We start from the raw sequence: 22,854 nt of genomic DNA on the forward strand, positions 1-22,854 counted from the left end.
ACAGCCATGAACATCTCCGCGCCCTTCATCAAGCGCCCGATCGGCACCTCGTTGCTGGCGATCGGTTTGTTCGTGATCGGATTGATGTGCTACCTGCGGCTGGGCGTGGCGGCGTTGCCGAATATCCAAATCCCGGTGATCTTCGTGCACGCCACGCAGTCCGGCGCCGACGCCAGCACCATGGCCTCCACGGTCACCGCGCCACTGGAACGCCACCTGGGCCAGCTACCCGGCATCGACCGCATGCGCTCCTCCAGTTCGGAGAGCAGCAGCATGGTGTTCATGATTTTCCAGAGTAATCGCGACATTGATTCGGCCGCGCAGGATGTGCAGACCGCGATCAACTCGGCACAGTCCGATCTGCCCTCCGGGCTCGGCACGCCGATGTACCAGAAGGCCAACCCGAACGACGACCCGGTCATCGCCATTGCGCTGACCTCCGACACCCAATCGGCCGATGAGCTCTACAACGTGGCCGATTCGCTGCTGGCGCAACGGCTGCGGCAGATCACCGGCATCAGTTCGGTGGATATCGCCGGTGCCTCCACGCCAGCCGTGCGCGTGGATGTGGACCTGCGCGCGCTCAACGCATTGGGCTTGACCCCGGACGACCTGCGCAACGCTGTGCGCGCGGCCAACGTCACCTCGCCGACCGGCTTTTTGTCCGACGGCAACACCACCATGGCGATCATCGCCAACGATTCGGTGGCCAAGGCCGCCGACTTCGCGCAGCTGGCGATCTCCACCCAATCCAACGGGCGCATCGTGCGCCTGGGCGATGTGGCCACCGTCTACGACGGTCAGCAGGATGCCTACCAGGCCGCCTGGTTCAACGGCAAACCCGCGGTGGTGATGTATGCCTTCACCCGCGCCGGTGCCAACATTGTCGAAACCGTGGACCAGGTGAAGGCGCAGATTCCCGAGCTGCGCGCCTACCTGCAACCCGGCACGACCCTTACACCGTATTTCGACCGCACGCCCACCATCCGCGCCTCGCTGCATGAAGTGCAGGCCACGCTGATGATCAGCCTGGCGATGGTGGTGCTGACCATGGCGCTGTTCCTGCGCCGCCTGGCGCCCACGCTCATCGCCGCGGTCACCGTGCCGCTGTCGCTGGCCGGCTCGGCGTTGGTGATGTACGTGCTCGGCTTCACCTTGAACAACCTCAGCCTGCTGGCGCTGGTGATCGCGATTGGCTTCGTGGTCGACGATGCGATCGTGGTGATCGAAAACATCATGCGCCACCTCGACGAGGGCATGCCGCGCCTGCAGGCCGCACTCACCGGCGCGCGCGAGATCGGCTTCACCATCGTGTCGATCACTGCCTCACTGGTGGCGGTGTTCATTCCGATGTTGTTTGCCAGCGGCATGGTCGGCGCGTTCTTCCGCGAGTTCACCGTGACCTTGGTGGCCGCCATCGTGGTTTCGATGCTGGTGTCGCTGACGCTGACGCCGGCGTTGTGCAGCCGCTTCCTCTCCGCCCATACCGCGCCGGAAAAACCCAGCCGTTTCGGCGCCTGGCTGGATCGCATGCACGACCGCATGCTCGCGGTGTACACGGTGGCACTGGATTTTTCGTTGCGGCATGCCTTGCTGTTGTCGCTGACGCCGCTGGTGCTGATCGCCGCCACCATCTTCCTGGGTGGTGCGGTCAAGAAAGGCTCGTTCCCGCCACAGGACACCGGCCTGATCTGGGGCCGCGCCAATTCCAGCGCCATGGTGTCGTTTGCCGACATGGTCAGCCGCCAGCGCCGCATCACCGACATGTTGATGGCCGACCCGGCGGTGAAAACCGTGGGCGCGCGGCTGGGCTCCGGCCGCCAGGGGTCCAGCGCCTCATTCAACATCGAACTGAAAAAACGCGACGAAGGCCGGCGCGAGACCACCGCGCAGGTGGTTGCGCGCCTGAGCGCCAAGGCCGACCGTTACCCGGATCTAGATTTGCGCCTGCGCGCAATCCAGGACCTGCCCAGCGATGGCGGTGGCGGTACCAGTCAAGGAGCGCAATACCGCGTGTCGCTGCAGGGCAACGATCTCGCGCAACTGCAGGAATGGCTGCCCAAGGTGCAGGCCGCACTGAAAAAGAACCCGCGCCTGCGCGATGTCGGTACCGACGTGGATACCTCGGGCCTGCGCCAGAACATCGTGATCGACCGCGCCAAGGCCGCGCGCCTGGGAATTTCAGTGGGTGCCATCGACGGCGCACTGTATGGCGCGTTCGGCCAGCGCTCCATCTCCACCATCTATTCGGATCTCAACCAGTACAGCGTGGTGGTCAATGCACTGCCATCGCAGACCGCCACGCCCAAGGCACTGGATGAAGTGTTCGTGCCCAATCGCGCCGGCCAGATGGTGCCGATCACCGCGGTGGCCACGCAGGTGCCGGGCCTGGCGCCGCCGCAGATCACCCACGACAACCAGTATTCGACGATGGATCTGAGCTACAACCTCGCACCGGGCGTGAGCACCGGCGAGGCGGATCTGATCATCAAGAACACCGTGGAAGGGCTGCGCATGCCCGGCGACATCCGCATCAGCGATGGTGGCGGTTTCAACGTGCAACTCAATCCCAATTCGATGGGCGTGTTGCTGCTGGCCGCAGTGCTCACCGTGTACATCGTGCTGGGCATGCTCTACGAGAGCCTGATCCACCCGGTGACCATCCTGTCCACGCTGCCGGCCGCCGGCGTGGGCGCGCTGCTGGCGTTGTTCATCACCAACACCGAGCTGTCGGTGATTTCGATGATCGCGCTGGTGCTGCTGATCGGCATTGTCAAAAAGAACGCCATCATGATGATCGACTTCGCACTGGTGGCGCAGCGCGAGCATGGCAAGGATGCACGTGCGGCTGCACGCGAGGCATCGATCGTGCGCTTCCGCCCGATCATGATGACCACGATGGTGGCGATCCTGGCCGCGGTGCCGCTGGCGGTGGGGCTGGGCGAAGGCTCGGAACTGCGCCGGCCGCTGGGTATCGCGATGATTGGCGGGTTGGTGTTCTCGCAGGGCCTGACCCTGCTCAGCACCCCGGCGCTGTACGTGATCTTTTCCTGCCTGAGCGAGCGCTGGAAGGCGCGCCGCGCGCGCAAGCGTGCACAGCGGGCCGAGCGCGCCGCCGCACGCCGCCCGGCAGCCTCCGCACACTAAGAGCGGCTAACAAAACGTAGCGAGCAGCCGTCAGGTGGGTGCGGACGGCGCGGAGGAACCGGAATGTACGTGGGTACATGAGGATTCCGAGCACCGGCCGCGCCCGCCCGGCGGCTGCGCAGTAGTTTTGATAGCTGCTCTAAGCTGCGGCGCTGTGACCACGTTGGCCCACGCGGGCCGGCGTGGTGGGGCGTGCGGACCGCTCGCGTCCGCTTGATCGGATGCAACTGAAAAATCTCCGCACGCGTGTCGATCTGCCGCGTGCTGGTTCGTCGTGTCTGCAATGGCCGCAGTGAGCGGTCATCCGCCCGACATCACGAAGGAGATCCGCATGCGCTGCATGGCCATCATCAAGGCAAGCCCCGAATCCGAAGCCGGCATTCTGCCCAGCGAGCGCCAGCTCACTGCGATGGGTGCGTTCAACCAGGAACTGCTCAACGCCGGCGTCCTGCTCGGCGGTGAGGGGCTGCATCCCAGCGCGCGCGGGCTGCGCCTGCAGCTGGATGCGCACGGCAGCCGTGTCACCTCCGGCCCGTTTGCAGCCACCGGTGAATTGATCGCCGGCTTCTGGCTGCTGCAGGTCAACACACTGGACGACGCCGTGGCGTGGTTGAAACGCATGCCCAATCCCGACAACGCACCGATCGAGATCGAATTGCGCCCGGTCTTCGAGGCCGAGGACTTCGGCACTGCATTTACTGCCGAGGCACGCGCTCTGGAAGACGCGCTACGCCAACAACTCGCCCACTGATCCCCGCACCCTGGAGACCGCCCATGCACGTCACGCCCTATCTCTATTTCAACGGCCATTGCCGTGAAGCCTTCGCCCATTACCAACGCGTCCTCGGTGGCGAGTTGATGCTGATGACCTACGCACAGATGCCGCCAGACACCCGCGATGACGGCTGCGCCGACGTGAGCGCCGCGGCACCGGACCAGGTCATGCACGTCACGCTCGCCGCAGGCGAAGCGCCACTGCTGATGGGCTCGGACATGCCGCCCGGCCAGCACGCGCCGGGCGGCTCCAACATCGCGGTCGCTCTGAACTTCGATGACAACGCCGAGGCAGAGCGCGTGTTCGCGGCGCTGGCCGAGGCGGCCAGATCGGTATGCCTATGGAGGAAACCTTCTGGGCCGAGCGCTTTGGCATGTGCGTTGACCGGTTCGGGATCCAGTGGCTGGTCAACGGACGCTACCAGCAGAGTTGACCCCAGCCGTTGCGCTCGCTCACAGGAGCTGCCCATGCACCCACAGCGCGCGATGGATGCACATATCGTGTCACTGCCGCTCGCCATCGCGTTCTTCCGCGCGATGGGGCTGCGCCTGCTGCCCTGTAACGTGTGCGAGGACTGTTTGATGTTGCGGGGTATGTGCGCAGTCGCCACGGTGCAGTGTCTTGCGCCGATGGCACGGATGACGCAGCAGCCGTGCACCGCGTGCAGCAGGGCGAGCTGGAGCGCGCAGCGCACACCGTCGCGTGTCGCCGCGCACACCACGCCGCCTGCAGAAACGCTGCTGCAGCATCGCTGGCAGACACAGCGCACGCTCGCACGCTGCGGCGATGCAGATGTCTTGCACAACCTCTGCGAACCGGGCTGAGCCATGCAGGCGCGCTGCGGCGCGTCTTGCTGGCAACACGCGGGAATGCTCTGATCGGTGCCCATGGCTGCGACCGACATTTCCGCACTGCTGGACACCCTGTGGCGCCGCGAGGCCTCACGCATCATCGGTGCGTTGGCACGCCAGCTCCGCGACGTCGGTCTGGCCGAAGAACTGGCGCAGGATGCGCTGGTCGCCGCACTGGAGCATTGGCCGCGCAACGGCATTCCCGACAACCCGGCCGCGTGGCTGATGACCACCGCCAAGCACCGCGCCATCGACCGCCTGCGCCACTATCAATTGCAGCGGCGCAAGCAAGATGCGCTGAGCTTCGAGATCGAGCGCGAACAACAAGCCGCCAGTGCCGCGCAGCTCGTCGATCCCGATGATGACCTGGGCGATGACCAACTGCGTTTGATGTTCGTGGCCTGCCACCCGGCGCTGGGAACCGATGCGCGTGTCGCACTGACCCTGCGCCTGCTCGGCGGCTTGAGCACCGATGCGATCGCACGCGCGTTTTTGGTGCCGGAAGCCACCATCGCCCAGCGCATCGTGCGGGCCAAACGCACGCTCAGCGACAAGCAGGTGCCGTTCGAAGTGCCGCGCGGGAGCGAGCGGCATGCACGGCTGGCCTCGGTGCTGGAGGTGCTGTACCTGATCTTCAACGAAGGCTACGCGGCCAGCGACGGCGACGATGCACAGCGGCCTGCGCTCTGCCACGAAGCGCTGAGCTTGATCGGCGTGCTTGCCGAGCAGATGCCCACTGCCGCCGAGGTGCATGCATTGCGCGCCCTGATGGCGTTGCAGGCCTCACGTAGCGCGGCGCGCAGCGATGCCAGCGGCGCACCGGTGTTATTGCTGGAGCAGGACCGCAGCCGCTGGCATCAACCGCTGATCCAGCTCGGCCTGGCCGCGCTGGCCCGCGCGCAGCAGTTGGGAGGTGGCGAGAGCAGTTACGCCTTGCAGGCTGCCATCGCCGCCTGCCACGTCACCGCCGCGCAGGCGCAGGACACCGACTGGCCGCGCATCGCCGCGCTGTACACACGGCTGGCGCAGCGCGTTCCCTCACCGGTGATTGCACTCAATCGCGCCGTGGCCATCGCAATGGCCGAAGGCCCAGCCGCAGGGTTGGTGCTGGTAGAGGCCTTGCAGCAGGACAGCGCACTGCGTCACTACCATCTGCTGCCCAGCGTTCGCGGCGACCTGCTCTACAAGCTCGGCCGGTTTGACGAAGCACGCGCTGACTTCCTGCATGCCGCCACGCTGGCCGGCAACGCACGCGACAAGACATTCCTGCTAACCCGCGCCGATGCCTGCTCCGGGTTGCCTGCGTAACGCGCGCGTTGTCGTTTTACGTGCTGGCTGCGCCAAACGATTAGATGGGCTCGGTGCGCGTACCGCAGCCCCAATGTGGCGCGGCACGCGATACCAACGCCACCGCCTGGCTACACCAGCAACGCCCGCAACGAGTCGCGCTCCAGCTGCGCATACAGCGCAAACTCGTCATGCACCGGCGCGCCCAGTTCGCGTTCGAAGGTGCTCTTGCTGGCGTGCGCGGCATAGGCGCGCTGCTCGGCGCCGCCCAGATTGGATTGAAAGATGCCCGCCGCGCTCACCGGCAGGAAGTCTTCGTAGATGATCGGATCGGCGCGCACCAATCCCAGCGCGATCGCGGTTTCGGCCGGCATCGCGGCAACCTGCGCCGGGTCGGCGCGGCCGGCCTCGGTGAGCGCGTAACGGAAATACCCCAGGCCTTCCTGGCGCAGCACCGCTTCATCATCGGGGAACGCAACGAACGCGGTCTGCAGCACGGTGGCGTAATCGCTGCCGGTACTGCCGGCGCCCTCGGTCTCGCGCGCCTGCGCCAGCAACGCGTCGTACAGCGCGCGGCCCTTGGGCGTGAGTGCAAGCCCGCGCTGCTCGATCTCGCCGAAGCGCGCGGTATGCGTGCCCTGCTCGGCCTGGCCCGTTTCGCCCAGGAAGCGCACCGGCTCTTCCAGCGCCTTGAAGCTGGTCTGCCGCAACAGGATCGGCACGCGCCGGCGTGGCGGGCCTTCGATGACTGCCTTGGCCTCGATGCCGGCGCGCTGCATCTGTGCCTGCGCCGCATCGATATCCAGCGTGCGCGGCGTGAGGTGATTGATATGCGGGCCGTGGAAACTCACCACGTCGGCAATCAGTTTGTGCGCCTGGCTCAACGCGCGGTAGGTGGGCAACGCCACTGTTGCATCGCCATGCCAACGAAAGGTTTCCAACGCCTGCGCCACGAACTGCTGCGCCTGTGTCGCATCCAGGCCGCCGGCACGCTCGTGCTGCTCGATCAGTGATAGCGCCTCGGCAGTGAAGATCTGGCGTTGCGCCAGGATCTCCGCCGCCTGCGCGCGCAGCGCCGGATCTTCGATCAATTCCAGGCGCAGCAGCGAGGTGAACACGCGGAACGGATTGGCCGACAACGCTGCATCGTCGATCGGGCGGAAGGCGGTGGAGTGCACCGGCACGCCCGCAACAGAGAGGTCGTAATAGCCCACCGGATGCATGCCCATTACCGCAAACAGCCGCCGCAACGTGGCCAGCTCCTGTGCCGTGCCGACCCGGATCGCACCATGCCGCTCCAGATCCAGCCGCGCGCGCTCGTCGTTGCGTTGCAGCCGCGCCGCCAGTGCCGGATCGGCCTGCAGGGTCTGCGCGTTGACGTCGGCCACCAGGGTCATCAGGTCGCCATACAGCGGCACCTCGGCGCGATACATGTCTGACATGGCCTGCGCAAACAGGCTGCGGATCTGGTCAGGGGAAACAAACACGGTCTCGCGCATGGGACAGTCTTGGCAGTGCCGGCCACTGCCGACGTTGCCCCATTCTCGCCGACCCTGCCGGCTGGCGGCCAGCTGCACGGCAGCATCGGCATCGCGTGTTGGCTGGCAGACAGCAGTGCTGCCAGGCGCCGTTCGGCGGTACTCGCGCGCCATGCTGCGCAGTGTCGCGTCATTGCGCCGTGCCGCCGTCATCGGCAACTCCATCGCAGCGCCCGTTGCGCCTGCACCATCGCGCTGCCGCGCGACAGCTACCGCGCTACAACCCGGCTTGCACCGCTGCTTCGGCTGCCTCGCTGGCCTCGCGCGCCGCTTCCAGGCGCTGGGTATGGTCACCCAGTTGGCGGCGCAGCAGCGCGTCCAGCGTGATCGGCCGCTCCCAGCGGTCGTAGCTGGCCACGATCGCGTGGCGCAACGCACGCAGGTGCGCCGTGTCTGGCGCCACCGATAGCCGCGTGATCACACCCTGCCAGCCGTCGTGATGGTCGCGGCTGAAAGCGCGCACGGTGTCGCGGCAGGACAGCTGCAGCGTCTGCGCCCAGAAACACGCGAAATAGATGTCCCCCGCATGCCAGCCGTGCACCTGCAGCAGCGCCTGCACATAGCCGCGGCGTACACCGGCGTAGCGCGCCACCTCGTCCATGAAACTGTCCGGATAGCGCTGCGCGTAGCTGCCCATATCGGCCAGATGCTGGTCCACCCAGGCGTCGCCGGTGCCCGGCATCACTGCCGGCGCGGTTTCCTGTCCCGTCGCGGCAGCGGCCGACGCAGGCGCTGCTGGCGCTGCCGCACTCTGCGCCGCGGCCCATGCAGGCAACAGCAACAGCAGCAGCGCCAGCAGCAGCGGCACGGTTCGAAGCGACAGGGCGCGCAACACAGGCATGCGCAGATGATGCCGCAAGCATGTGCGGCTGTCAGGCCGGTGGCGCATCAGCGCAGGTCGTACACGCCGTAGTAGTGCACTTCACGGCAGCCGCTGAGATCGCAGGACCCGATGTAACCCGGGCCGACATACCGCTGGCGCGCATCGCGGTTGTGCGGGCTGCTGTACGGGTCCGGGCCGTACAGCCCGTTGCCGTAGTACATCTGCCCGTAGGGGCGGTTGCGGCTGGCACCGAGCCGGATCGCGCCGTAGCCGTAGCCATCGCCGTAGCCGCCACGTGTCCAGGTGCTCGCGCCGTCATCGCCAGCAGCGTGGCGCGCACCTGACAGTGGCTGTAAACGCGCCACGCTGTCGCCTTGCGCGTCCACATAGCCGTTTTCAGGATCGAACCGCACCTTGCGCACATACACCAGTTCGCCATCGATGCGGCGCGTCTGCAGCTGCACAAAGGTGCCGCCATCGTCGTAGTAAGGCTGGCCTTGCCGGAACACCACCTCACTGGGGTTGACGCGCTCTTCCTCGAGCTCCGCTGCCAGCAACGGCGAGGAACAGCACAGCACCGCCAACACCAAGGCACGCGCAGTGGACGCTTGCAGCAACCAAAACACCTTCATCAGATTCCCTCCTCGCTCGGTGGCGCGCCGCGCCGCTCCAAAAAACGTCCTGTCCACTGCAGTGCGGTGGAACGCGCCGTGCCGTCCTACCCGGCAGTGCAGGCTCAGCTTACTGCTGGCGCCCCGCCTGCGCATCCAGCGCGCGCACGGCGGCCGGCCAACCGGATGGGTCCGGCACTTCGCGCAGGCGCGGCTCATCCGCTGCCACGCCATGGTCCTGCTCGTGTGCCCAGGTCACCGCATACGGTGTGTAGATGCCCCAGCCACCGATCGCCAGCACCGGCTCGACATCCGAACGCAGCGAATTGCCGATCATCACAAAGCGCTCCGCAGGCAGATCGAATTCGCTAAGCACGCGCGCATAGGTCTGCGGATCCTTCTCGGACACCACCTCGATGCGCGGAAACAGATCGCTCAAGCCCGACTGTTCGATCTTCTGCTCCTGATGGAACAGGTCGCCCTTGGTGATCAACACCACCGCGTAGTCGGCGGCGATTGCAGCCACCGCCTCGCGCACGCCGGCAATGACCTCCACCGGGTGTTGCAGCGTGGCGCGGCCAATCTCGACGATGCGCTGGATGTCGCGTGCCTCGATGCGCGCCTCGGTTAGCTCGATCGCGGTTTCGATCATCGACAAGGTCATGCCCTTGGCACCGTAGCCGAAGATCTTGAGATTGCGCCGCTCTACTGCCAGCAGATGCTGCTGCATGCGGCTGTCGCCCAGGTCCAGATAGCCGGACAGGATGGCCTCGAAGTCCGCTTCGGCCGTGCGGTAGTAATCCTCGCTCTTCCAGAGGGTGTCGTCGCCGTCGAAGCCGACCAGTTGGATCGCCTGGCCGTCGCGCTGTGCAATGGGAGTCATCGGGCAAGTCTAGCAGCGCGCATTGCCGTGTTCAGCGTGGCTAGCGGCGTGTGGCGGGCCGTCGCCAACGCAGGCTGCATCAACCGTCGCGCGCGGTTGGAAGATGCTGATTGCTGGCCACGGCAGCGCGCCTGTTGGCGGCGGCACCGGCCTATCATCCGCGCCTTCAGTCCCCCGCCGCGTCGCCCGGCCCGGGTTGGTAACTGGCGAATTCGTCCCGCGACAGGCGGCCGTCGCCATTGCTGTCGAACCGGGCGAAATTCTCGCGCAGCACCGGGTCCGCGCCGGCTTCCGCAGCGGTCAGCGAGCCATCGGCATCGCTATCCAGGCTGCGGAAACTGCGCGGGCCCAGGGTCCCGGCCTGACTGGGCAGCGCCGCTTCTGCACCGCCTTTTGCACCGGATGTCGCCGCGGGCGCCTTGGGCAACAACGGCGTGCTGGCCGGTGCCGGCGGGTCAATCGGCAGCGGCGCCATGGTCTGCGTGCTCGATCCAGGCGCGGCCGGGGCCGGCGCAGGCGTGACAGGCGGCAGTTCCGGTGGGGCGGCCCACACCATGCCCGTTGCCGACAAGCCGATCAGTAGCGTGAGACGCACAGACATAGATGACCGCCAAGCACAGGAAAGCAGTGCACGTTAACCCGGTAGACGTAAACAGAACGGGAGCGACCCTGGCAGGCCGCTCCCGTGTGTTGATCCTAACAATGTTCTCAGCGCGCGCGGCGCTCATGCAGTGGTTGGCTGATTTCGCACCTCCATCGTCATGTCAGTGGGTAAACATCGCGTTGAGTTCTACATGTTTCTGCCGGTTGGAAAGAACGCTACAGCTATGAGGGTTGCAGCTTACTGCCCCTGCGAACCGGTCGCGCCGCCGCTCTGCTTGGCGACGAAGGCCTTGTACTCATCCGGGGTCAGCTTGCCGTCGGTGTTGCCGTCCGCGCTATCGAAAATCTGCGCAAGACCCGCATTGACCTGCGCTTCCTGCTTGCTGATGGCGCCATCACTATCGGTGTCTACACTGGCCCAGGTCTGACCACCGCCAGACTGCGGCTGTGCGCTGGTGGCCGAGCTACCGGTCTGCGCCGGCTGCGCAGCATCCTGGGAGGCGCTCTGCGCCATGGCCGGCAGCGCCAGAGCGGCAGCAAGGGCGGCGGTGGCAGCGATCAGCGAGGTGCGGTTACGGGTCTTCATGGGTGGTCTCCTTGTCTTGGGAATGCACGGTGTCGCCGCACATGACACCACCCTACCTATCGCAAATGAACGTTCAACCCGCCCTGATTTGCCGCAAAACGTCCTCTTAACCACCCAACAATTCTTTGCGTTTAGGCGGCTGTTAGGCATGCGTGAGCCAAACAGAAGCGCCCCATTCAATCACCGCGAATTTGAGACTTGAGGCTCGTTTTGATGGCCGCTTTTACGCAGCAGGCGCGTCATCGTCCCACGTCGCGGAACTGAACAATCGCCAACCCAGCACTACACCGGCGATCGCACCGGCTACTTCGAGCACCACGCGCGAGCCCAGTTCATTCGGGTCGTGGATCTTGGCCAATGCCACGCGCGCATACAGCGGTGATTCGAGCCGCACCACGCTGGTGTAAACCAGATGCCACATGTCGTAGCCGGCGCCGATGGCCACCGCCAACAGGCAGGCGATGCCCAGGGTGTGCCCATGGGTGAACTGCAGACGCCGGCCCAGGTGCTCGACCCCGGCAAACAGCAATACCCCGATCACCAGGGCGATCAGGCCGGCTTCCAGCGATCCGAGCAGGCCAAAGTGCAGAGGCAAATTCATTAAAAGGCGTTCCAGCGCGAGAGACGCCCCAGTCTAGCCGCAGTGCGCGGGGCAACCACGCGCGGCACTGTGGTTGGCGCGCCACTGGATCGTGCAGCCAGCGGCCGCTGCCGCAGCACCGGTGCGGCAAGCGAAGCGAAGTGGGCTAACGCCTCATTCCACTCATTCGTTCGGCGGCGCAACATCGTTACGCGGTGGACTGTTCGCTCGCCAGACCTGCGCAAAGCCGCCTAGCGCTCAGGCGTCGTCCTGCCCACGTGCGCTGACCTGCGCTTCGCCTTCCTCATCCCACTGCACGCTCACCGAAATGGGCTTGCAACAGACCTGGCAGTCTTCGATGTAATGCTGGTCGCCGCCGGACAGATCCAGCACCAGGGTGATCCATTCCCCGCAATACGGGCAGGCGATATCGACGAAGCGTTCCGGATCGGACATGGCAGGTTCCTCAGTTGACCGGCACGTCGTAGGCGGTGTCGGGCGTGGGTTCCGGACGAAAGGTGAAGTGCCACCATTCCATCGGGTAGTTGACGAAGCCCTGCGCCGCCATTGCGCGCAGCAGGCGCTGGCGGTGTGCGCGTTGGGTTGCGCTGATGTCCGGCGCGTCGGTATGTGCCCGGGCGTCGAAGAAATCGAACGGCGTGCCCATGTCCACCGGCGCGCAGGTTCCGCGCTTGCAGGTCAGTAACCCCAGATCGAGCGTGGCCCCGCGGCTGTGCCCGGAGGTCTCGGCGATGTAATCGCCCAGCAACGCGCGCTTGTCCACGCGCGGGTAGTACTGCGCCTTGGTCGACTGCGCCTGCAGATCACGCGCCCATGCGACGAACGCCTGCACCGCACGCACCGGGCGATAGCAATCGAAGACCTGCAGGCGCTCGCCATCAGCCTCCACCGCCCGTGCCACCCTTGCCAACGCCTCGGCGGCCGGCCGCAGCAGGTAGCAGGTCGGTGCCGCATAGCCCGGCACCACGCGGCCAGTGAAGTTGTCGCGCCCGGCGTACCGCATGTCGACATCGATGTTGGGCGCAAGGGTGCGCACATCGATCAACCCCGCTTCTGCAGCCGTGGTGGCTGGCGAGATCGTGGGAGTGGCCGCTACATTGAATTCTGCGCATAGAACAGCTAGTGCGAGCGACCACCGCCAAACACGCATCGAGGTGCAGACGGTCTGCGAGGTGTTATCTGCGCTGAAGCATGGGTATGGCATGCGCCAAGCATAGGACATCGGCCCGTTGGGCGGGATACGCGGAGATGGTCAGAAAGACACGCTTGCCGGATCGCATGCTGCCATGCGGATCCGACCAAGTTGGATCAGTTGTTGCTGACTTTGGACTTACGAATCAGAAAACAGAGATCACGGAACGATACATATCCAAGCAACGCCGACACTTGGGCAGCACCAGCCCGGTGGATCACCGGGTGGCGACTGCTGTCTCAACAGGTCACAACATCATCCGCATAAGCTTGCTCAGCGCGCCGGGCCCGTCTGTGTCTGCGCGGTCTGCGTGCGCTGCTGCGCGTCCTGACTTTGCCGCTGCGTCTCCGCTGTGAGCTGTTGCTGGCTCTGCTCCAGCGGCACCGCTGCGGCCTGTTGCTTGTCCACGTAGGCACGATTCACATCGAGCGAGTTATTGGGGTTTCGCTCCACTGCAATCAAGCCCTTGCCATTGGTACTCGGCACCAACTCATCGATACGCGACATACCACTCACCTTGGCTTCAAATGCCACTTGGCCGGCGGCGCGTTGCATCTCATCGCGATTCTGGAAACCGCCGTTCGGCCCTTGTTTTTCCAGCTGCTTGACGGCCTGATCGAATAGCGGGTTATCGCGGCGCAGCTGCTCAACTCCCTCTTGCCGTTGCACATTCTTGTCGATAGATGCAAGTGTTTCCGGGCCAGCCTTGCCATCCACGCCTTTCAACCGATTTTCCTGCTGGAACTTCTCTACCGCAGCCTCGGTTTTGGGACCATATGTGCCGATGGCATCCTTCGCATCCAGATATCCCAGCTTGGAGAGCTTTTCCTGCAACTCCTTCACTGGAGCGCCCTGCTCATTGCGCTTCAGGACCCCATCGCCCTTATCTACACTATGGGCGCCGTGCTTTTCCAGCTGAGAACGGTCATGTGCTGCAGGCTCTTGGCTCGCCTTGGCAACCGTCTTATCCGGGTCTGCCAGTTTGATCAGATCCGCTTTCTCGTTCTCAGCGCGATCCTTCAGGGAATCCAGCGTTTTTTGCTTCTCAACACGAGGAAAAAGCCCCTTGACGTGCTCGGCTTTGTAATCCTGCACTGCACTAACGATGTCCTTGTCGGAAAGCTTGGAGAGCTCGTAATCTTTACCAAACTTCTCTTCCAGCCCCTTCAAAAAAACGCCAGATCCGCCGGGCTTTTTATCGCTTCCCGGACCGTACTGCACAGCAGTGCTCCACAGCGCATCCTGCACAGCCGGACCACGGTCGGACAGATCCACGCCTTTGTCGCTCAGTCGGTCCACCAGTTTGTCGTAATGCGTCCGCTTGATGTAGTCGTGCTGCTCCTGCGGAAAAGAAGCATCGGTCCTAGCCAACTCCTTCCACTTGGCACTGAAATCGGCAGAGCCAGGCGTCAAACCCGCAAAATCGTCGGTGTATTTACTCTTCTTCACGAAGGCCGCAACGGTACCTCCAACGATGACATTGCCTTCCTTTGTCTTGACCTGGGACGTCATCTGATAAGAGCCGTAAGAAACACCGCCCGGATCATCGATACCGGACGACACTGTACTTGCGCCTCGCCCGCCGGTTTCGTAATGCTTAGAGGTTTGACCCAACTCCCAGTCCTTGTTGCTCATCGCACATCTCCTTATCTAAGAACCAAATTACAGTTGTCACGAGAAACGCGGAATTCAAAGCGATTCAAGCTCGGCTGCTCGACTCGCCGTCATGTCGAGACGGCATTCGGCAGCATCTACGCGCCCCGCCTGCCCGCTATCGGGATCGTAGTAACACTTTTCATCGCGATCAGCGATCCATTGCCGCTGCTGATCGCGCAGCTTGCTCTGCTCTGTGCCATCCAGCTTCGCAATCAGCGCCTTGTAGACGTTATTCAGGCGGGAATCCTGGTACTCGTGCTCAGCAGAGATGCAATCCAGCATTGCCGGGGTTGCACCTGCGGCGTTAGTAATGCATTCGTCATAGGAAGGTCGCAGCAAGGGTGAATCTCCTTTTGGTTTTGATGACCCAGGCGCAGCCTGCGCCTGGGTAGCTTGCGGACTGGAAGGCTGTGCATCAGCGGCAAATGCCACATCGTCGGTAGGTGAGGCGGACGCTGGCGCACTGGATCCGTTCGGTGAAGCAGACGCGGTTGATTGAGCTGGCGTGGAAGATTCGCCACTACATGCAGCCAGCACGCATAGCGCAAGCAGACATGAAAGACGAAGGACTTTGACGGTGACCATTGATGGAATTCATCCTTTTGGCTTGCACGGATCGGGGTGGGAGTTCTAGACGATCAGTGAATCAGTGCCCATTATATTTCCAGCTGCGGTGGTAGTCCTTCAAGGACACGTTCAATAAGAAGGAGACCTTAAACAACATTTTTAGCGATCCAGCAGCGGCGTATATGCCTGCTTCGCCGCGTCATAGGTGTAGGTGACCGCGTCATTTGCGCCGAGGGTGCGGATCTTGCCTGGGCCGGAAACGGTGGTGCCCTGCATGACCACCCGCAGCGACGGCATCCGGCCGGATTTGGCCGGCTCGAAGCTCAGCGTGCCGGTGCTGGTGACGCATTTCATCGTGCCTTCGTCGTCACAGGCTGCGCTATTGTCGTCGCCGGTCACCACGGTGCCCAGATAGACCCAGCCCTTGTAATCGCCCAGGTCGTTTTTATTCGGGTCGAACGTAAAGATGGCAAAGCCTGAGAGGGTGACGCCGGTGGCGAACCGGGTGGTCGGCACTGCGAGCAGCAGATGGCCGTCCTTTGTCTGCGTGCTCTGGGGTTTGCGCTTCTCATCGAGCGGGTCGGCTCTTTCGTTTGCGCCAAAATCGCCCGCCCATTGCTGCGCGTGGAAGAGCGTCCAGGTCGGCTTGCCGCCTGTCTCGTCCAGCACATAAGTGGTCTGGCTGATACTCACCCCGACGTTGGGATCAGGGATGTCTTCCTCTTCGGATTTGCCGTATTTGCCCGGCCCTGCATTGGCAAACCCGGTGTAGTAGTGCTTGCCGCCGAGGTCGAAGCGGTAGCCGTACCAAAAGGTGGCGGTCGCGCCGTTATCGATGGTGTAGGACTCCGAGCCATCGCCCTTCATCCCGTAAACATCGTTCAGCACCTTGCCGGGCGTGGGCACCTCCACGGCAACGTGTTGCGGCTGCGCTGCGGGTGACATCGCCGGTGCGGCCTGCGCGGCGGTGGCTGTCGCTGCCGGCGTGCCCGCAGGCGCCGCGTCGCTGGCCTTCTCCGAGCAACCGCCCAGCATCAGCATGGCCGCCGCCCACAGCAGTGTCTTCCTGAGCCTCATCACGCGACATCCTTCCAGGTTTTGGCGGGCCGATCCTAGCAAGAATGCGCGGTAGACCCAGTAGATTTCGGAAGCCAGCCCACCGGATGTGGGCGGATTAAGTGCTTGGCTTCAACCCGGGCCTGCAGGAAGTCCGCGGGCCATCCTTTGCCATGTGGCCCGCGCGGGCATTCTGCCTTCGATCGCCGGCCGATCCAGCGACTCGGAGCGAACCCGTGGGCGCTAGTTCGCCTCGGGCGCAGCTGCCGGAACGAGCGCCGTCGCCGGTACCGTCAACGGCCGCGTCAACGCAAACAGGATGTGCAGATCTTCCGCATCCAGCACCTTGGCGTCATTGCCGCGGAAGTGGTGATGGAAGGCCTGCAGGGTAGCGGCGGGGTCGTCCAGGCTGTAGCCGAGCAGGGCCAGTGCCTGCCAGGGGTCGAAGCCGGCGGGCGCGGCGGGGCTGTCGGCGGCCGGCCAGCGGCCGAAGCCGGCATCGGCCAGGCGCTTCCACGGGAACAGGGGACCGGGGTCGTTCTTGCGTGTGGGCGCGACATCTTCATGCCCGACGATCTGGGTGCGCGGGATGCGCAGGCGCGTGCACAGGTCCTCCAGCAACACCAGCAGGCTGTCGATCTGCGCCGGGGCAAAGGACTCGTGGCCGTCATTGTCCAACTCGATGCCGATCGAGGCCGAGTTGATATCGGTAATGGTGCCCCAGCGCCCGGCCCCGCCATGCCAGGCGCGTGCGCTGTCGGCGACCAGTTGATAGCGCCGGCCATCCTCGCCAATCAGGTAGTGCGCACTGACCCGGCCGCCGCTGTTGCGGCCGCGCAAGGTGGTCAGGCTCTGCTGCACGGAGTGCTGGTCGGTGAAATGCAGCACGATCAGGATCGGGCGCCGCGCATCCTGGTTTGGCGACGGCACCCACTGGGCCAGCGGGTTGCGCTGCGGCGCATGCGCGCACGCGCCCAGCAGCAGCACCGCCGCGCACAGCGCGGCACGTGACCACAGGTGCAACGCACGAGGACGAGGGGGCATCCGGTTCTCCTTCAATGACAGCAAACGCAGGCAGGTGCGACGCGCGCCGGCCTGGGCACACGTGCGGGTGAGCGCCGCGCGGGCACAGCGCAACGCGACTAGACTAAACGCTTCGCAGCATGCCGGCCGCGGCCATCGTCGAGAACTCCTGCCATGCCCGTGTCGCGCCCTCTGTGCTTGTGGTTGCTCTGTCTGGTCGTGATGCTCGCCAGCGGTGTGGCGTGCGCGGACAGCTCGCCTTCCCTGCAGGCACCGTTCGCCGTGGACGACGCGCAGCTGCAGGCCGATTACTGGATCGCACGCAGCGACACGGCCAACGCGCCGCGCATGCCGGGCACGCAGATCGCCGCGTTCAATGCACGCCTGTTGCGTGACGATGCCTCCATGCACGGCCTGGCGCGCCTGCCCGCCACGCTGACGGCCGCGCAGGTGCGCGCATGGATCCAGACGCTGTCGTCAACGCCAAGGCGCACGCTCTACAGTACCGATGGCCAGACGCTGACTGCAGCGCAGCTGGATGCATTGCGGCAATCGCTGGCGCTGGGTGCGTTACCCGCACGAATCACGCCGGCCTATGCCCTGGTGGTGCAGCGCGCCGCCTTGCGCACCTTCCCGACCACGCAGCGGGTATTCACCACTCCAGACGACCGCGATATCGACCGGTTTCAGGAGTCGGCGCTCTACCCCGGCACGCCGGTCGCCGTGCTGCACACCAGTGCCGATGGTGTGTGGCGCTTTGTGCTGGCCGAAAACTACGCCGCCTGGGTCGCCAATGATCAGCTGGCGGTGGGCCCGCGCGCGCAGGTGCTCGACTACGCACAACGCGGCCCGCGCCTGGTGGTGACTGGCGCACGCGTGCAGAGCGCCTACACGCCGGAATTGCCGTCGGTCTCCGCACTGACCCTGGACATGGGCACCAACCTGCCGCTGCTGCCGCGCTGGCCGCCACAGACGCCGGTCAACGGGCAATTGCCGCTCGCCGCGTACGTGGTGGAACTGCCACAGCGCGATGCGCGCGGTGCTCTGCAGCTGGTGCCGGCGCTGGTGCCGCGTGGTGCCGATGTGCACATCGGTGCGTTGCCGCTCAGCGAGGCAGCACTGCTGCGCCAGGCGTTCAAGTTCCTGGGTGAGCGCTACGGCTGGGGCAACGATTATGCAGCACGCGATTGCAGCGGCTTCGTGCTGGATGTCTATCGCAGCCTCGGCATCGCGCTGCCACGCAATACCGGCGACCAGGCGCGCAGCCCGGTGCTGCACAGCGTGCCCTTCGATCAACGCGCTCCCTTGCCACAACGGCAGCAACAGCTGGCGCGGCTACAGGTGGGCGACCTGATCTACATCCCCGGCCACGTAATGCTGGTGATCGGGCATGTGCAGGGCGCGCCGTGGGTGATCCACGACGTGGCCGGTGCGGGCTACCGCGATGCCGCCGGCGCCCTGCAGCGCGCGCGCTTGAACGGTGTCTCGGTCACGCCGCTGCTGCCGCTGCTCGCCGGCGACGGCACCCCCTTCATCGACCACATCACCCGCATCCAACGCGTCGCAGCCACGGCCTTGCCATGAAAATCACCGGTTTCCGCCTGGGCATGCTGCGCGTGCCGTTGAAAACCCCGTTCAAGACCGCGGTGCGCACGGTGCAGGCCATCGAGGACGTGGTGGTACTGCTCCAGACCGACGGCGGCCACATCGGCTATGGCGCCGCGCCCGCCACCGCGCTGATCACCGGCGAGACGCATGCCAGCATCATCGCCGCCATCACGCACTGCATCGGCCCGCGCCTGGTCGGCCAGGACGTGGCCGATCTCAACCGCTTATGCGGGCTGGTGCAGCAGGCGCTGGAGCGCAACAGCAGTGCCAAGGCCGCGGTGGAAATCGCACTGTACGATCTGTGGGCGCAAGCGTTCGATGCGCCACTGTATCAGCTGCTGGGCGGCGGCACTCCGCGCATCACCACCGATATCACCATCAGCGCCAATCCCATCGAGGTGATGGTGGCCGATGTGCACGACGCGCTTGCGCGTGGCTACCGCGCGTTGAAGATCAAGGTCGGCAAGGACATCGACTCGGACCTGGCCCGCGTGCAGGCGATTCACGCTGCCGTGCAGGGCCGCGCGTCGCTGCGGCTGGATGCCAACCAGGGGTGGACGCCCAAACAGGCGGTGCGCACCATGCGCACGCTGGAGCATGCAGGCATCGCTCCAGAGTTGCTGGAGCAGCCGGTCAAGGCTGCCGACCTCGATGGCCTGGCGTTCGTCACCGCCCATATCGACACCCCGGTAATGGCCGACGAAAGCGTGTTCGCGCCGGCGCAGGTGATCGACCTCATCCAGCACCGCGCAGCCGACATCGTCAACATCAAGTTGATGAAGACCGGTGGGCTGTCGCAGGCCATCCGCATTGCCGATATCGCTGCGCTGTACGGCATGCCGTGCATGATCGGCTGCATGATCGAATCCAGCATCAGCGTGGCCGCCGCAGTGCATCTGGCGGTGGCCAAGGCCGACAGCATCACCCTGGCCGACCTGGACGCGCCGGCGCTGGGGCAGTTCGACCCCACCGAGGGCGGCGTGCATTTCAATGAGGCGCAGATTCATATCGACGACGCGCCCGGCCTGGGCATCCGGCGCATCCGCGGGCTGGAGCTGTTGCCCTGATCGGCGCACATGCCGTGCAGCGCTGCGTTGCATCCACCGATGCGCAGGCGCGCGCGTTGCTGGGTACAGTAGCGATCAGGCGTGCAGTGCCGAACGGCAATACGTTGCGCGCCGCCCCCTTTGCAGCGGTGTCTGCCGCTGGTCAGTGATCACTGGAGTCTGCATGCGCATCGCTGTGTTGTTTCGATCCTTCGTGGTGCTGGCGGTCCTGCTGAGCAGCAGTTCGCCAAGCAGCGCCGCCCCGGTGCCGGCACTGGAGGCGGCACGCGCCCTGATCGTGGTGACCACTGCGGACTGGGACAGCACCCAGGCACGCCTGCAGGCCTTCCACCGCGTGGATGGCCACTGGCAACCGGCCGCACCGGCGTTTGCCGTTGCGCTGGGCCAGCATGGCAGCGCCTGGGGCGAGGGCCTGCACCCGGCCCAGACCCAAGGCCCGCAAAAACGGGAAGGCGACGGCCGCAGCCCGGCCGGCATCTTCGCCATTGGCCCTGCGTTCGGCTATGCGCCGCAGATCGACAGCGCCCTGCCGTACCAGCCGATGCAGGCCAGCCACTACTGCATGGATGTGCCCAGCTCGCCGCTGTACAACCGCATCGTCGATGCCGACCAGGTGGGCAAGGCCGCGGTGGCCGGCTCGACCGAACCGATGCGCCTGGATCTGCGCCACCCTGGTGATGCGCGCTACCAGGAAGGGTTTGTGATTGCGCACAACCCACAGGCGATTCCCGGCCGCGGCAGCTGCATCTTCGCGCATCTGTGGCGCAGCCCAGGCCATGCCACCGCCGGCTGCACCGCGATGGCCCCCGCCGACATGCAACGCTTGCTCGCCTGGTTGAAGCCCGAGGACGCTCCGCTGTTCGTGCTATTGCCGCGTGCCGAGTACGCGCGCCTGCAACGCAGCTGGCAGTTGCCGGCACTGGCGCAGGCCACGCCATGAGCAGCCAGGGCAATGAATCTCCCGCGCTGGTGCGCGCGGTCAGCCGCTGGCAGATCGTGGGCTTGTCGATCAACGATGTGATCGGCAGCGGCATTTACCTGCTGCCCGCGGCCACGGCCGCGCTGCTGGGGCCGATGAGCCTGTGGGCGGTGATGCTGGCCGGCCTGGCAGTGGCGTTGCTGGTGCTGTGCTACGCCCAGGCGGCCAGTTATTTCGATACGCCCGGCGGGAGCTATCTGTATACGCGCGAAGCCTTCGGCCCGTTCACCGGCTTCCAGATCGGCTGGATGATCTGGCTGACACGCATCAGTTCGGCTGCGGCACTGAGCAACGGGCTGGCCGATGCGGTGGCGCGCTTCTGGCCGGCCGCCGGCAGCGACGGCTGGGAACGTCTGCTGGTGGTGGTGGGCTCGCTGGGCTTGCTCACCGCCATCAACGTGATCGGGGTGAAGTCAGCCGCACGCACTGGCGTGGCGCTGGTGATCGGCAAGCTGGTGCCGTTGCTGTTGTTCGTGGCCATCGGCCTGTTTTACGTGGATTGGTCGTGGGCCTTTGCCGGCAGCACGCCGGACCTGCGCGACCTGGGTAACCTTGGCGAAGCCGCGTTGCTGTTGCTGTTTGCGTATGCCGGCTTCGAGAACATCCCTGCCGCTGCAGGCGAGTACCGCAACCCGCGCCGCGACGTGCCGTTCGCCTTGATCACCATGATCGTCACCGTGACCCTGATCTATGCCGCCGTGCAGGTGGTGGCGCAGGGCACCCTGCCCAATCTCGCGGCATCGCCCACGCCGCTGGCCGATGCCGCCAGCCGCTTCGGTGGCGAAGCCCTGGCGCTGATCCTCACCGTGGGCGCCACCATCTCCATCCTGGGCACCACCAGCAACACGGTGATGTTGGGCCCGCGGTTTTTGTTTGCACTGGCCCAGGACGGCTACGGCCCGGCCCTCCTTGCACGCGTCCACCCGCGCTTCCACACCCCGGCGGCAGCCGTGCTCACGCAAGGCGTGCTGTCGCTGGCGCTGGCTTTGTCGGGCTCGTTTACGCAGCTGGCACTGCTGTCGATGGTCACGCGGCTATTTGCCTATATCGGCACGGCGGCGGCGGTGATCGTGCTGGCACGCCGTTATCGCGCGCGCACCGATGCCTTGCGCCTGCCCGGTGGCCCGCTCATTCCCATCGCCGCCCTGCTGTTGTCGCTTGGCCTGTTGGCGAGCGCCAGCTGGCAGAACCTCGCCGCCGCCGGGCTGGCCTTGCTGGTGGGCTGCGTGTTCTACCTGTTCCCGCGTAAGCCGGCCTGAGCACTTCGCGCCGCGCTCGCGTAGCGCTCACGCACGACTAACTGCGTGCGCATGACGCTGCCACGCACAGTCCTGCGGGAGGTTGCGATGAAGCTGCGCCGTGTCTACAGCACACCGAATGTCGACAGTGCCCAACGCGTCCTGCAGGCCGCGCGCGGCGCGGGGCTCGACAACGATGCGCTTTCACTGATTGCACGTTCGGATATCGAAGTGGAAGGCGTTCCCGACGAACGCAAGGACGCCAAGACCGACTTCCTGCCCGCCGCCGCCCGCGGCGCTGCCACCGGCGGTGCCGCGGGCCTGGTCGCAGGATTGGTCGCCATCGCGGTGCCGCCGATTGGGCTGACTGTCGCCGGCGCCGGGGTCATGGCCCTCGCGGGCGCCTTGGTCGGTACGTGGTCGTCCGCGCTGGTGGGCGCCACCGTGCCGGATCCGGTGCGGCGCCAGTTCGAAGACGAGATCGAAGCCGGCCGTGTGCTGGTGGTGATCGATGCCGAAGAACAGGAACTCCGCAATGCGGAATCTGCGCTGGTGAGCGCAGGGGCAACGCCACTACCGTATGAAGCCGCGTCAGCGGCGACCTGAAGCACGGCGCGAATGCGATGTGGCCGCAATCGCATCTTTCCGAGCAAACCATTTCAGCTTAGACAACGACCCACGAGCACCACAGTTTGATCTACCCATCACCCGGCGTGCCATGCAGTTAACAACCGCCACCCTAGGGTATTTCGCACATTCGAAT

General features: G+C 65.2%; 22 protein-coding genes and 1 other RNA gene. 9 read left to right on the forward strand and 14 right to left on the reverse strand.

From position 1 onward, the window contains the following. The first annotated feature begins 6 nt into the window (after positions 1-6). Complete coding sequence (locus XCC_RS19625; RefSeq protein ID WP_011038870.1) at positions 7-3,147, forward strand: efflux RND transporter permease subunit; 3,141 nt, start codon at positions 7-9, stop codon at positions 3,145-3,147. Positions 3,148-3,151: 4 nt separating this feature from the next. Here XCC_RS19625 and XCC_RS19630 read toward each other — a convergent pair. After that, positions 3,152-3,226, reverse strand: a non-coding RNA gene (locus XCC_RS19630) — sX9 sRNA. A 252-nt stretch (positions 3,227-3,478) separates the two neighbouring features. Between XCC_RS19630 and XCC_RS19635 the strand changes: the two genes are divergently transcribed. From XCC_RS19635 to XCC_RS19650, 3 genes are all read left to right on the forward strand, one after another. Further along, complete coding sequence (locus tag XCC_RS19635; RefSeq protein WP_040942399.1) at positions 3,479-3,898, forward strand: YciI family protein; 420 nt, start codon at positions 3,479-3,481, stop codon at positions 3,896-3,898. Between the two features lie 23 nt (positions 3,899-3,921). Continuing rightward, entirely contained in the window at positions 3,922-4,746 is an 825-nt protein-coding gene (locus XCC_RS22505) for a VOC family protein (protein WP_011038872.1), read from the forward strand. Positions 4,747-4,809: 63 nt separating this feature from the next. Then, positions 4,810-6,081: an RNA polymerase sigma factor gene (locus XCC_RS19650; protein ID WP_011038873.1), complete on the forward strand. Its 1,272-nt coding sequence runs from the start codon at positions 4,810-4,812 to the stop codon at positions 6,079-6,081. A gap of 110 nt (positions 6,082-6,191) precedes the next feature. On the opposite strand, the gene hglS is transcribed toward XCC_RS19650, so the two are convergent. From hglS to XCC_RS19715, 13 genes are all read right to left on the reverse strand, one after another. Beyond that, on the reverse strand, positions 6,192-7,559 hold the full coding sequence (gene hglS / locus XCC_RS19655) for a 2-oxoadipate dioxygenase/decarboxylase HglS (RefSeq protein ID WP_011038874.1): 1,368 nt from the start codon (positions 7,557-7,559) through the stop codon (positions 6,192-6,194). Positions 7,560-7,815: 256 nt separating this feature from the next. Further along, a complete protein-coding gene (locus XCC_RS19660) occupies positions 7,816-8,487 on the reverse strand; it encodes a hypothetical protein (protein WP_011038875.1) in 672 nt (223 codons plus the stop codon). Further along, entirely contained in the window at positions 8,487-9,053 is a 567-nt protein-coding gene (locus XCC_RS19665) for a hypothetical protein (protein ID WP_011038876.1), read from the reverse strand. The genes XCC_RS19660 and XCC_RS19665 overlap by 1 nt, the downstream gene beginning before the upstream one ends. Before the next feature lie 109 nt (positions 9,054-9,162). After that, positions 9,163-9,915: an HAD family hydrolase gene (locus tag XCC_RS19670; protein WP_011038877.1), complete on the reverse strand. Its 753-nt coding sequence runs from the start codon at positions 9,913-9,915 to the stop codon at positions 9,163-9,165. Between the two features lie 166 nt (positions 9,916-10,081). After that, positions 10,082-10,516 (reverse strand): EF-hand domain-containing protein, encoded by a 435-nt coding sequence (locus XCC_RS19675; protein ID WP_011038878.1) that lies wholly within the window; start codon positions 10,514-10,516, stop codon positions 10,082-10,084. Positions 10,517-10,756: 240 nt separating this feature from the next. Further along, complete coding sequence (locus tag XCC_RS19680; RefSeq protein ID WP_011038879.1) at positions 10,757-11,104, reverse strand: hypothetical protein; 348 nt, start codon at positions 11,102-11,104, stop codon at positions 10,757-10,759. Between the two features lie 223 nt (positions 11,105-11,327). Beyond that, positions 11,328-11,705: a hypothetical protein gene (locus tag XCC_RS19685; protein WP_011038880.1), complete on the reverse strand. Its 378-nt coding sequence runs from the start codon at positions 11,703-11,705 to the stop codon at positions 11,328-11,330. Between the two features lie 237 nt (positions 11,706-11,942). Continuing rightward, positions 11,943-12,140: a CPXCG motif-containing cysteine-rich protein gene (locus tag XCC_RS19690; protein WP_011038881.1), complete on the reverse strand. Its 198-nt coding sequence runs from the start codon at positions 12,138-12,140 to the stop codon at positions 11,943-11,945. A 10-nt stretch (positions 12,141-12,150) separates the two neighbouring features. Then, positions 12,151-12,855 (reverse strand): M15 family metallopeptidase, encoded by a 705-nt coding sequence (locus XCC_RS19695; protein ID WP_011038882.1) that lies wholly within the window; start codon positions 12,853-12,855, stop codon positions 12,151-12,153. Positions 12,856-13,170: 315 nt separating this feature from the next. Next, a complete protein-coding gene (locus XCC_RS19700) occupies positions 13,171-14,532 on the reverse strand; it encodes a peptidoglycan-binding domain-containing protein (protein ID WP_011038883.1) in 1,362 nt (453 codons plus the stop codon). 54 nt (positions 14,533-14,586) lie between these two features. Further along, on the reverse strand, positions 14,587-14,892 hold the full coding sequence (locus XCC_RS22155) for a lysozyme inhibitor LprI family protein (RefSeq protein ID WP_029216875.1): 306 nt from the start codon (positions 14,890-14,892) through the stop codon (positions 14,587-14,589). Positions 14,893-15,279: 387 nt separating this feature from the next. Further along, positions 15,280-16,197 (reverse strand): hypothetical protein, encoded by a 918-nt coding sequence (locus tag XCC_RS19710; RefSeq protein WP_043877836.1) that lies wholly within the window; start codon positions 16,195-16,197, stop codon positions 15,280-15,282. A 222-nt stretch (positions 16,198-16,419) separates the two neighbouring features. After that, positions 16,420-17,220: an N-acetylmuramoyl-L-alanine amidase gene (locus tag XCC_RS19715; protein ID WP_011038886.1), complete on the reverse strand. Its 801-nt coding sequence runs from the start codon at positions 17,218-17,220 to the stop codon at positions 16,420-16,422. Between the two features lie 153 nt (positions 17,221-17,373). Between XCC_RS19715 and XCC_RS19720 the strand changes: the two genes are divergently transcribed. The 5 genes from XCC_RS19720 (at position 17,374) to XCC_RS19740 (ending at position 22,697) form a co-directional block, all read left to right on the forward strand. Further along, the gene (locus XCC_RS19720) at positions 17,374-18,783 is read left to right on the forward strand and encodes an SH3 domain-containing protein (RefSeq protein WP_019238040.1); all 1,410 of its coding nucleotides are present in this window, start codon (positions 17,374-17,376) and stop codon (positions 18,781-18,783) included. Next, the gene (locus tag XCC_RS19725; RefSeq protein ID WP_011038888.1) at positions 18,780-19,874 is read left to right on the forward strand and encodes a dipeptide epimerase; all 1,095 of its coding nucleotides are present in this window, start codon (positions 18,780-18,782) and stop codon (positions 19,872-19,874) included. Before XCC_RS19720 ends, XCC_RS19725 begins: the two co-directional genes overlap by 4 nt. Positions 19,875-20,037: 163 nt before the next feature. Continuing rightward, positions 20,038-20,814 (forward strand): L,D-transpeptidase family protein, encoded by a 777-nt coding sequence (locus tag XCC_RS19730; protein WP_011038889.1) that lies wholly within the window; start codon positions 20,038-20,040, stop codon positions 20,812-20,814. Next, complete coding sequence (locus XCC_RS19735; protein WP_011038890.1) at positions 20,811-22,112, forward strand: APC family permease; 1,302 nt, start codon at positions 20,811-20,813, stop codon at positions 22,110-22,112. The genes XCC_RS19730 and XCC_RS19735 overlap by 4 nt, the downstream gene beginning before the upstream one ends. Before the next feature lie 87 nt (positions 22,113-22,199). Further along, positions 22,200-22,697 carry a hypothetical protein gene (locus XCC_RS19740; protein WP_011038891.1) on the forward strand — a complete coding sequence of 166 codons (498 nt, stop codon included), beginning with the start codon at positions 22,200-22,202 and terminating at the stop codon, positions 22,695-22,697. Positions 22,698-22,854: the final 157 nt, after the last annotated feature.

Origin of the sequence: Xanthomonas campestris pv. campestris str. ATCC 33913 (assembly GCF_000007145.1) — a bacterium.
Classification (GTDB): Bacteria; Pseudomonadota; Gammaproteobacteria; order Xanthomonadales; family Xanthomonadaceae; genus Xanthomonas; species Xanthomonas campestris.

Bases quoted from the DNA above. Each gene is read 5' to 3' on its own strand.
- XCC_RS19625 (WP_011038870.1), top strand. From the start codon at position 7: ATGAACATCTCCGCGCCCTTCATCAAGCGCCCGATCGGCACCTCGTTG.
- XCC_RS19670 (WP_011038877.1), bottom strand. From the start codon at position 9,915: ATGACTCCCATTGCACAGCGCGACGGCCAGGCGATCCAACTGGTCGGC.
- hglS (WP_011038874.1), bottom strand. From the start codon at position 7,559: ATGCGCGAGACCGTGTTTGTTTCCCCTGACCAGATCCGCAGCCTGTTT.
- XCC_RS19680 (WP_011038879.1), bottom strand. From the start codon at position 11,104: ATGAAGACCCGTAACCGCACCTCGCTGATCGCTGCCACCGCCGCCCTT.
- XCC_RS22505 (WP_011038872.1), top strand. From the start codon at position 3,922: ATGCACGTCACGCCCTATCTCTATTTCAACGGCCATTGCCGTGAAGCC.
- XCC_RS19660 (WP_011038875.1), bottom strand. From the start codon at position 8,487: ATGCGCCACCGGCCTGACAGCCGCACATGCTTGCGGCATCATCTGCGC.
- XCC_RS19715 (WP_011038886.1), bottom strand. From the start codon at position 17,220: ATGCCCCCTCGTCCTCGTGCGTTGCACCTGTGGTCACGTGCCGCGCTG.
- XCC_RS19730 (WP_011038889.1), top strand. From the start codon at position 20,038: ATGCGCATCGCTGTGTTGTTTCGATCCTTCGTGGTGCTGGCGGTCCTG.
- XCC_RS19710 (WP_043877836.1), bottom strand. From the start codon at position 16,197: ATGAGGCTCAGGAAGACACTGCTGTGGGCGGCGGCCATGCTGATGCTG.
- XCC_RS19685 (WP_011038880.1), bottom strand. From the start codon at position 11,705: ATGAATTTGCCTCTGCACTTTGGCCTGCTCGGATCGCTGGAAGCCGGC.
- XCC_RS19740 (WP_011038891.1), top strand. From the start codon at position 22,200: ATGAAGCTGCGCCGTGTCTACAGCACACCGAATGTCGACAGTGCCCAA.
- XCC_RS19690 (WP_011038881.1), bottom strand. From the start codon at position 12,140: ATGTCCGATCCGGAACGCTTCGTCGATATCGCCTGCCCGTATTGCGGG.
- XCC_RS19695 (WP_011038882.1), bottom strand. From the start codon at position 12,855: ATGCGTGTTTGGCGGTGGTCGCTCGCACTAGCTGTTCTATGCGCAGAA.
- XCC_RS19635 (WP_040942399.1), top strand. From the start codon at position 3,479: ATGCGCTGCATGGCCATCATCAAGGCAAGCCCCGAATCCGAAGCCGGC.
- XCC_RS19720 (WP_019238040.1), top strand. From the start codon at position 17,374: ATGCCCGTGTCGCGCCCTCTGTGCTTGTGGTTGCTCTGTCTGGTCGTG.
- XCC_RS19725 (WP_011038888.1), top strand. From the start codon at position 18,780: ATGAAAATCACCGGTTTCCGCCTGGGCATGCTGCGCGTGCCGTTGAAA.
- XCC_RS19735 (WP_011038890.1), top strand. From the start codon at position 20,811: ATGAGCAGCCAGGGCAATGAATCTCCCGCGCTGGTGCGCGCGGTCAGC.
- XCC_RS19665 (WP_011038876.1), bottom strand. From the start codon at position 9,053: ATGAAGGTGTTTTGGTTGCTGCAAGCGTCCACTGCGCGTGCCTTGGTG.
- XCC_RS19650 (WP_011038873.1), top strand. From the start codon at position 4,810: ATGGCTGCGACCGACATTTCCGCACTGCTGGACACCCTGTGGCGCCGC.
- XCC_RS19675 (WP_011038878.1), bottom strand. From the start codon at position 10,516: ATGTCTGTGCGTCTCACGCTACTGATCGGCTTGTCGGCAACGGGCATG.
- XCC_RS19700 (WP_011038883.1), bottom strand. From the start codon at position 14,532: ATGAGCAACAAGGACTGGGAGTTGGGTCAAACCTCTAAGCATTACGAA.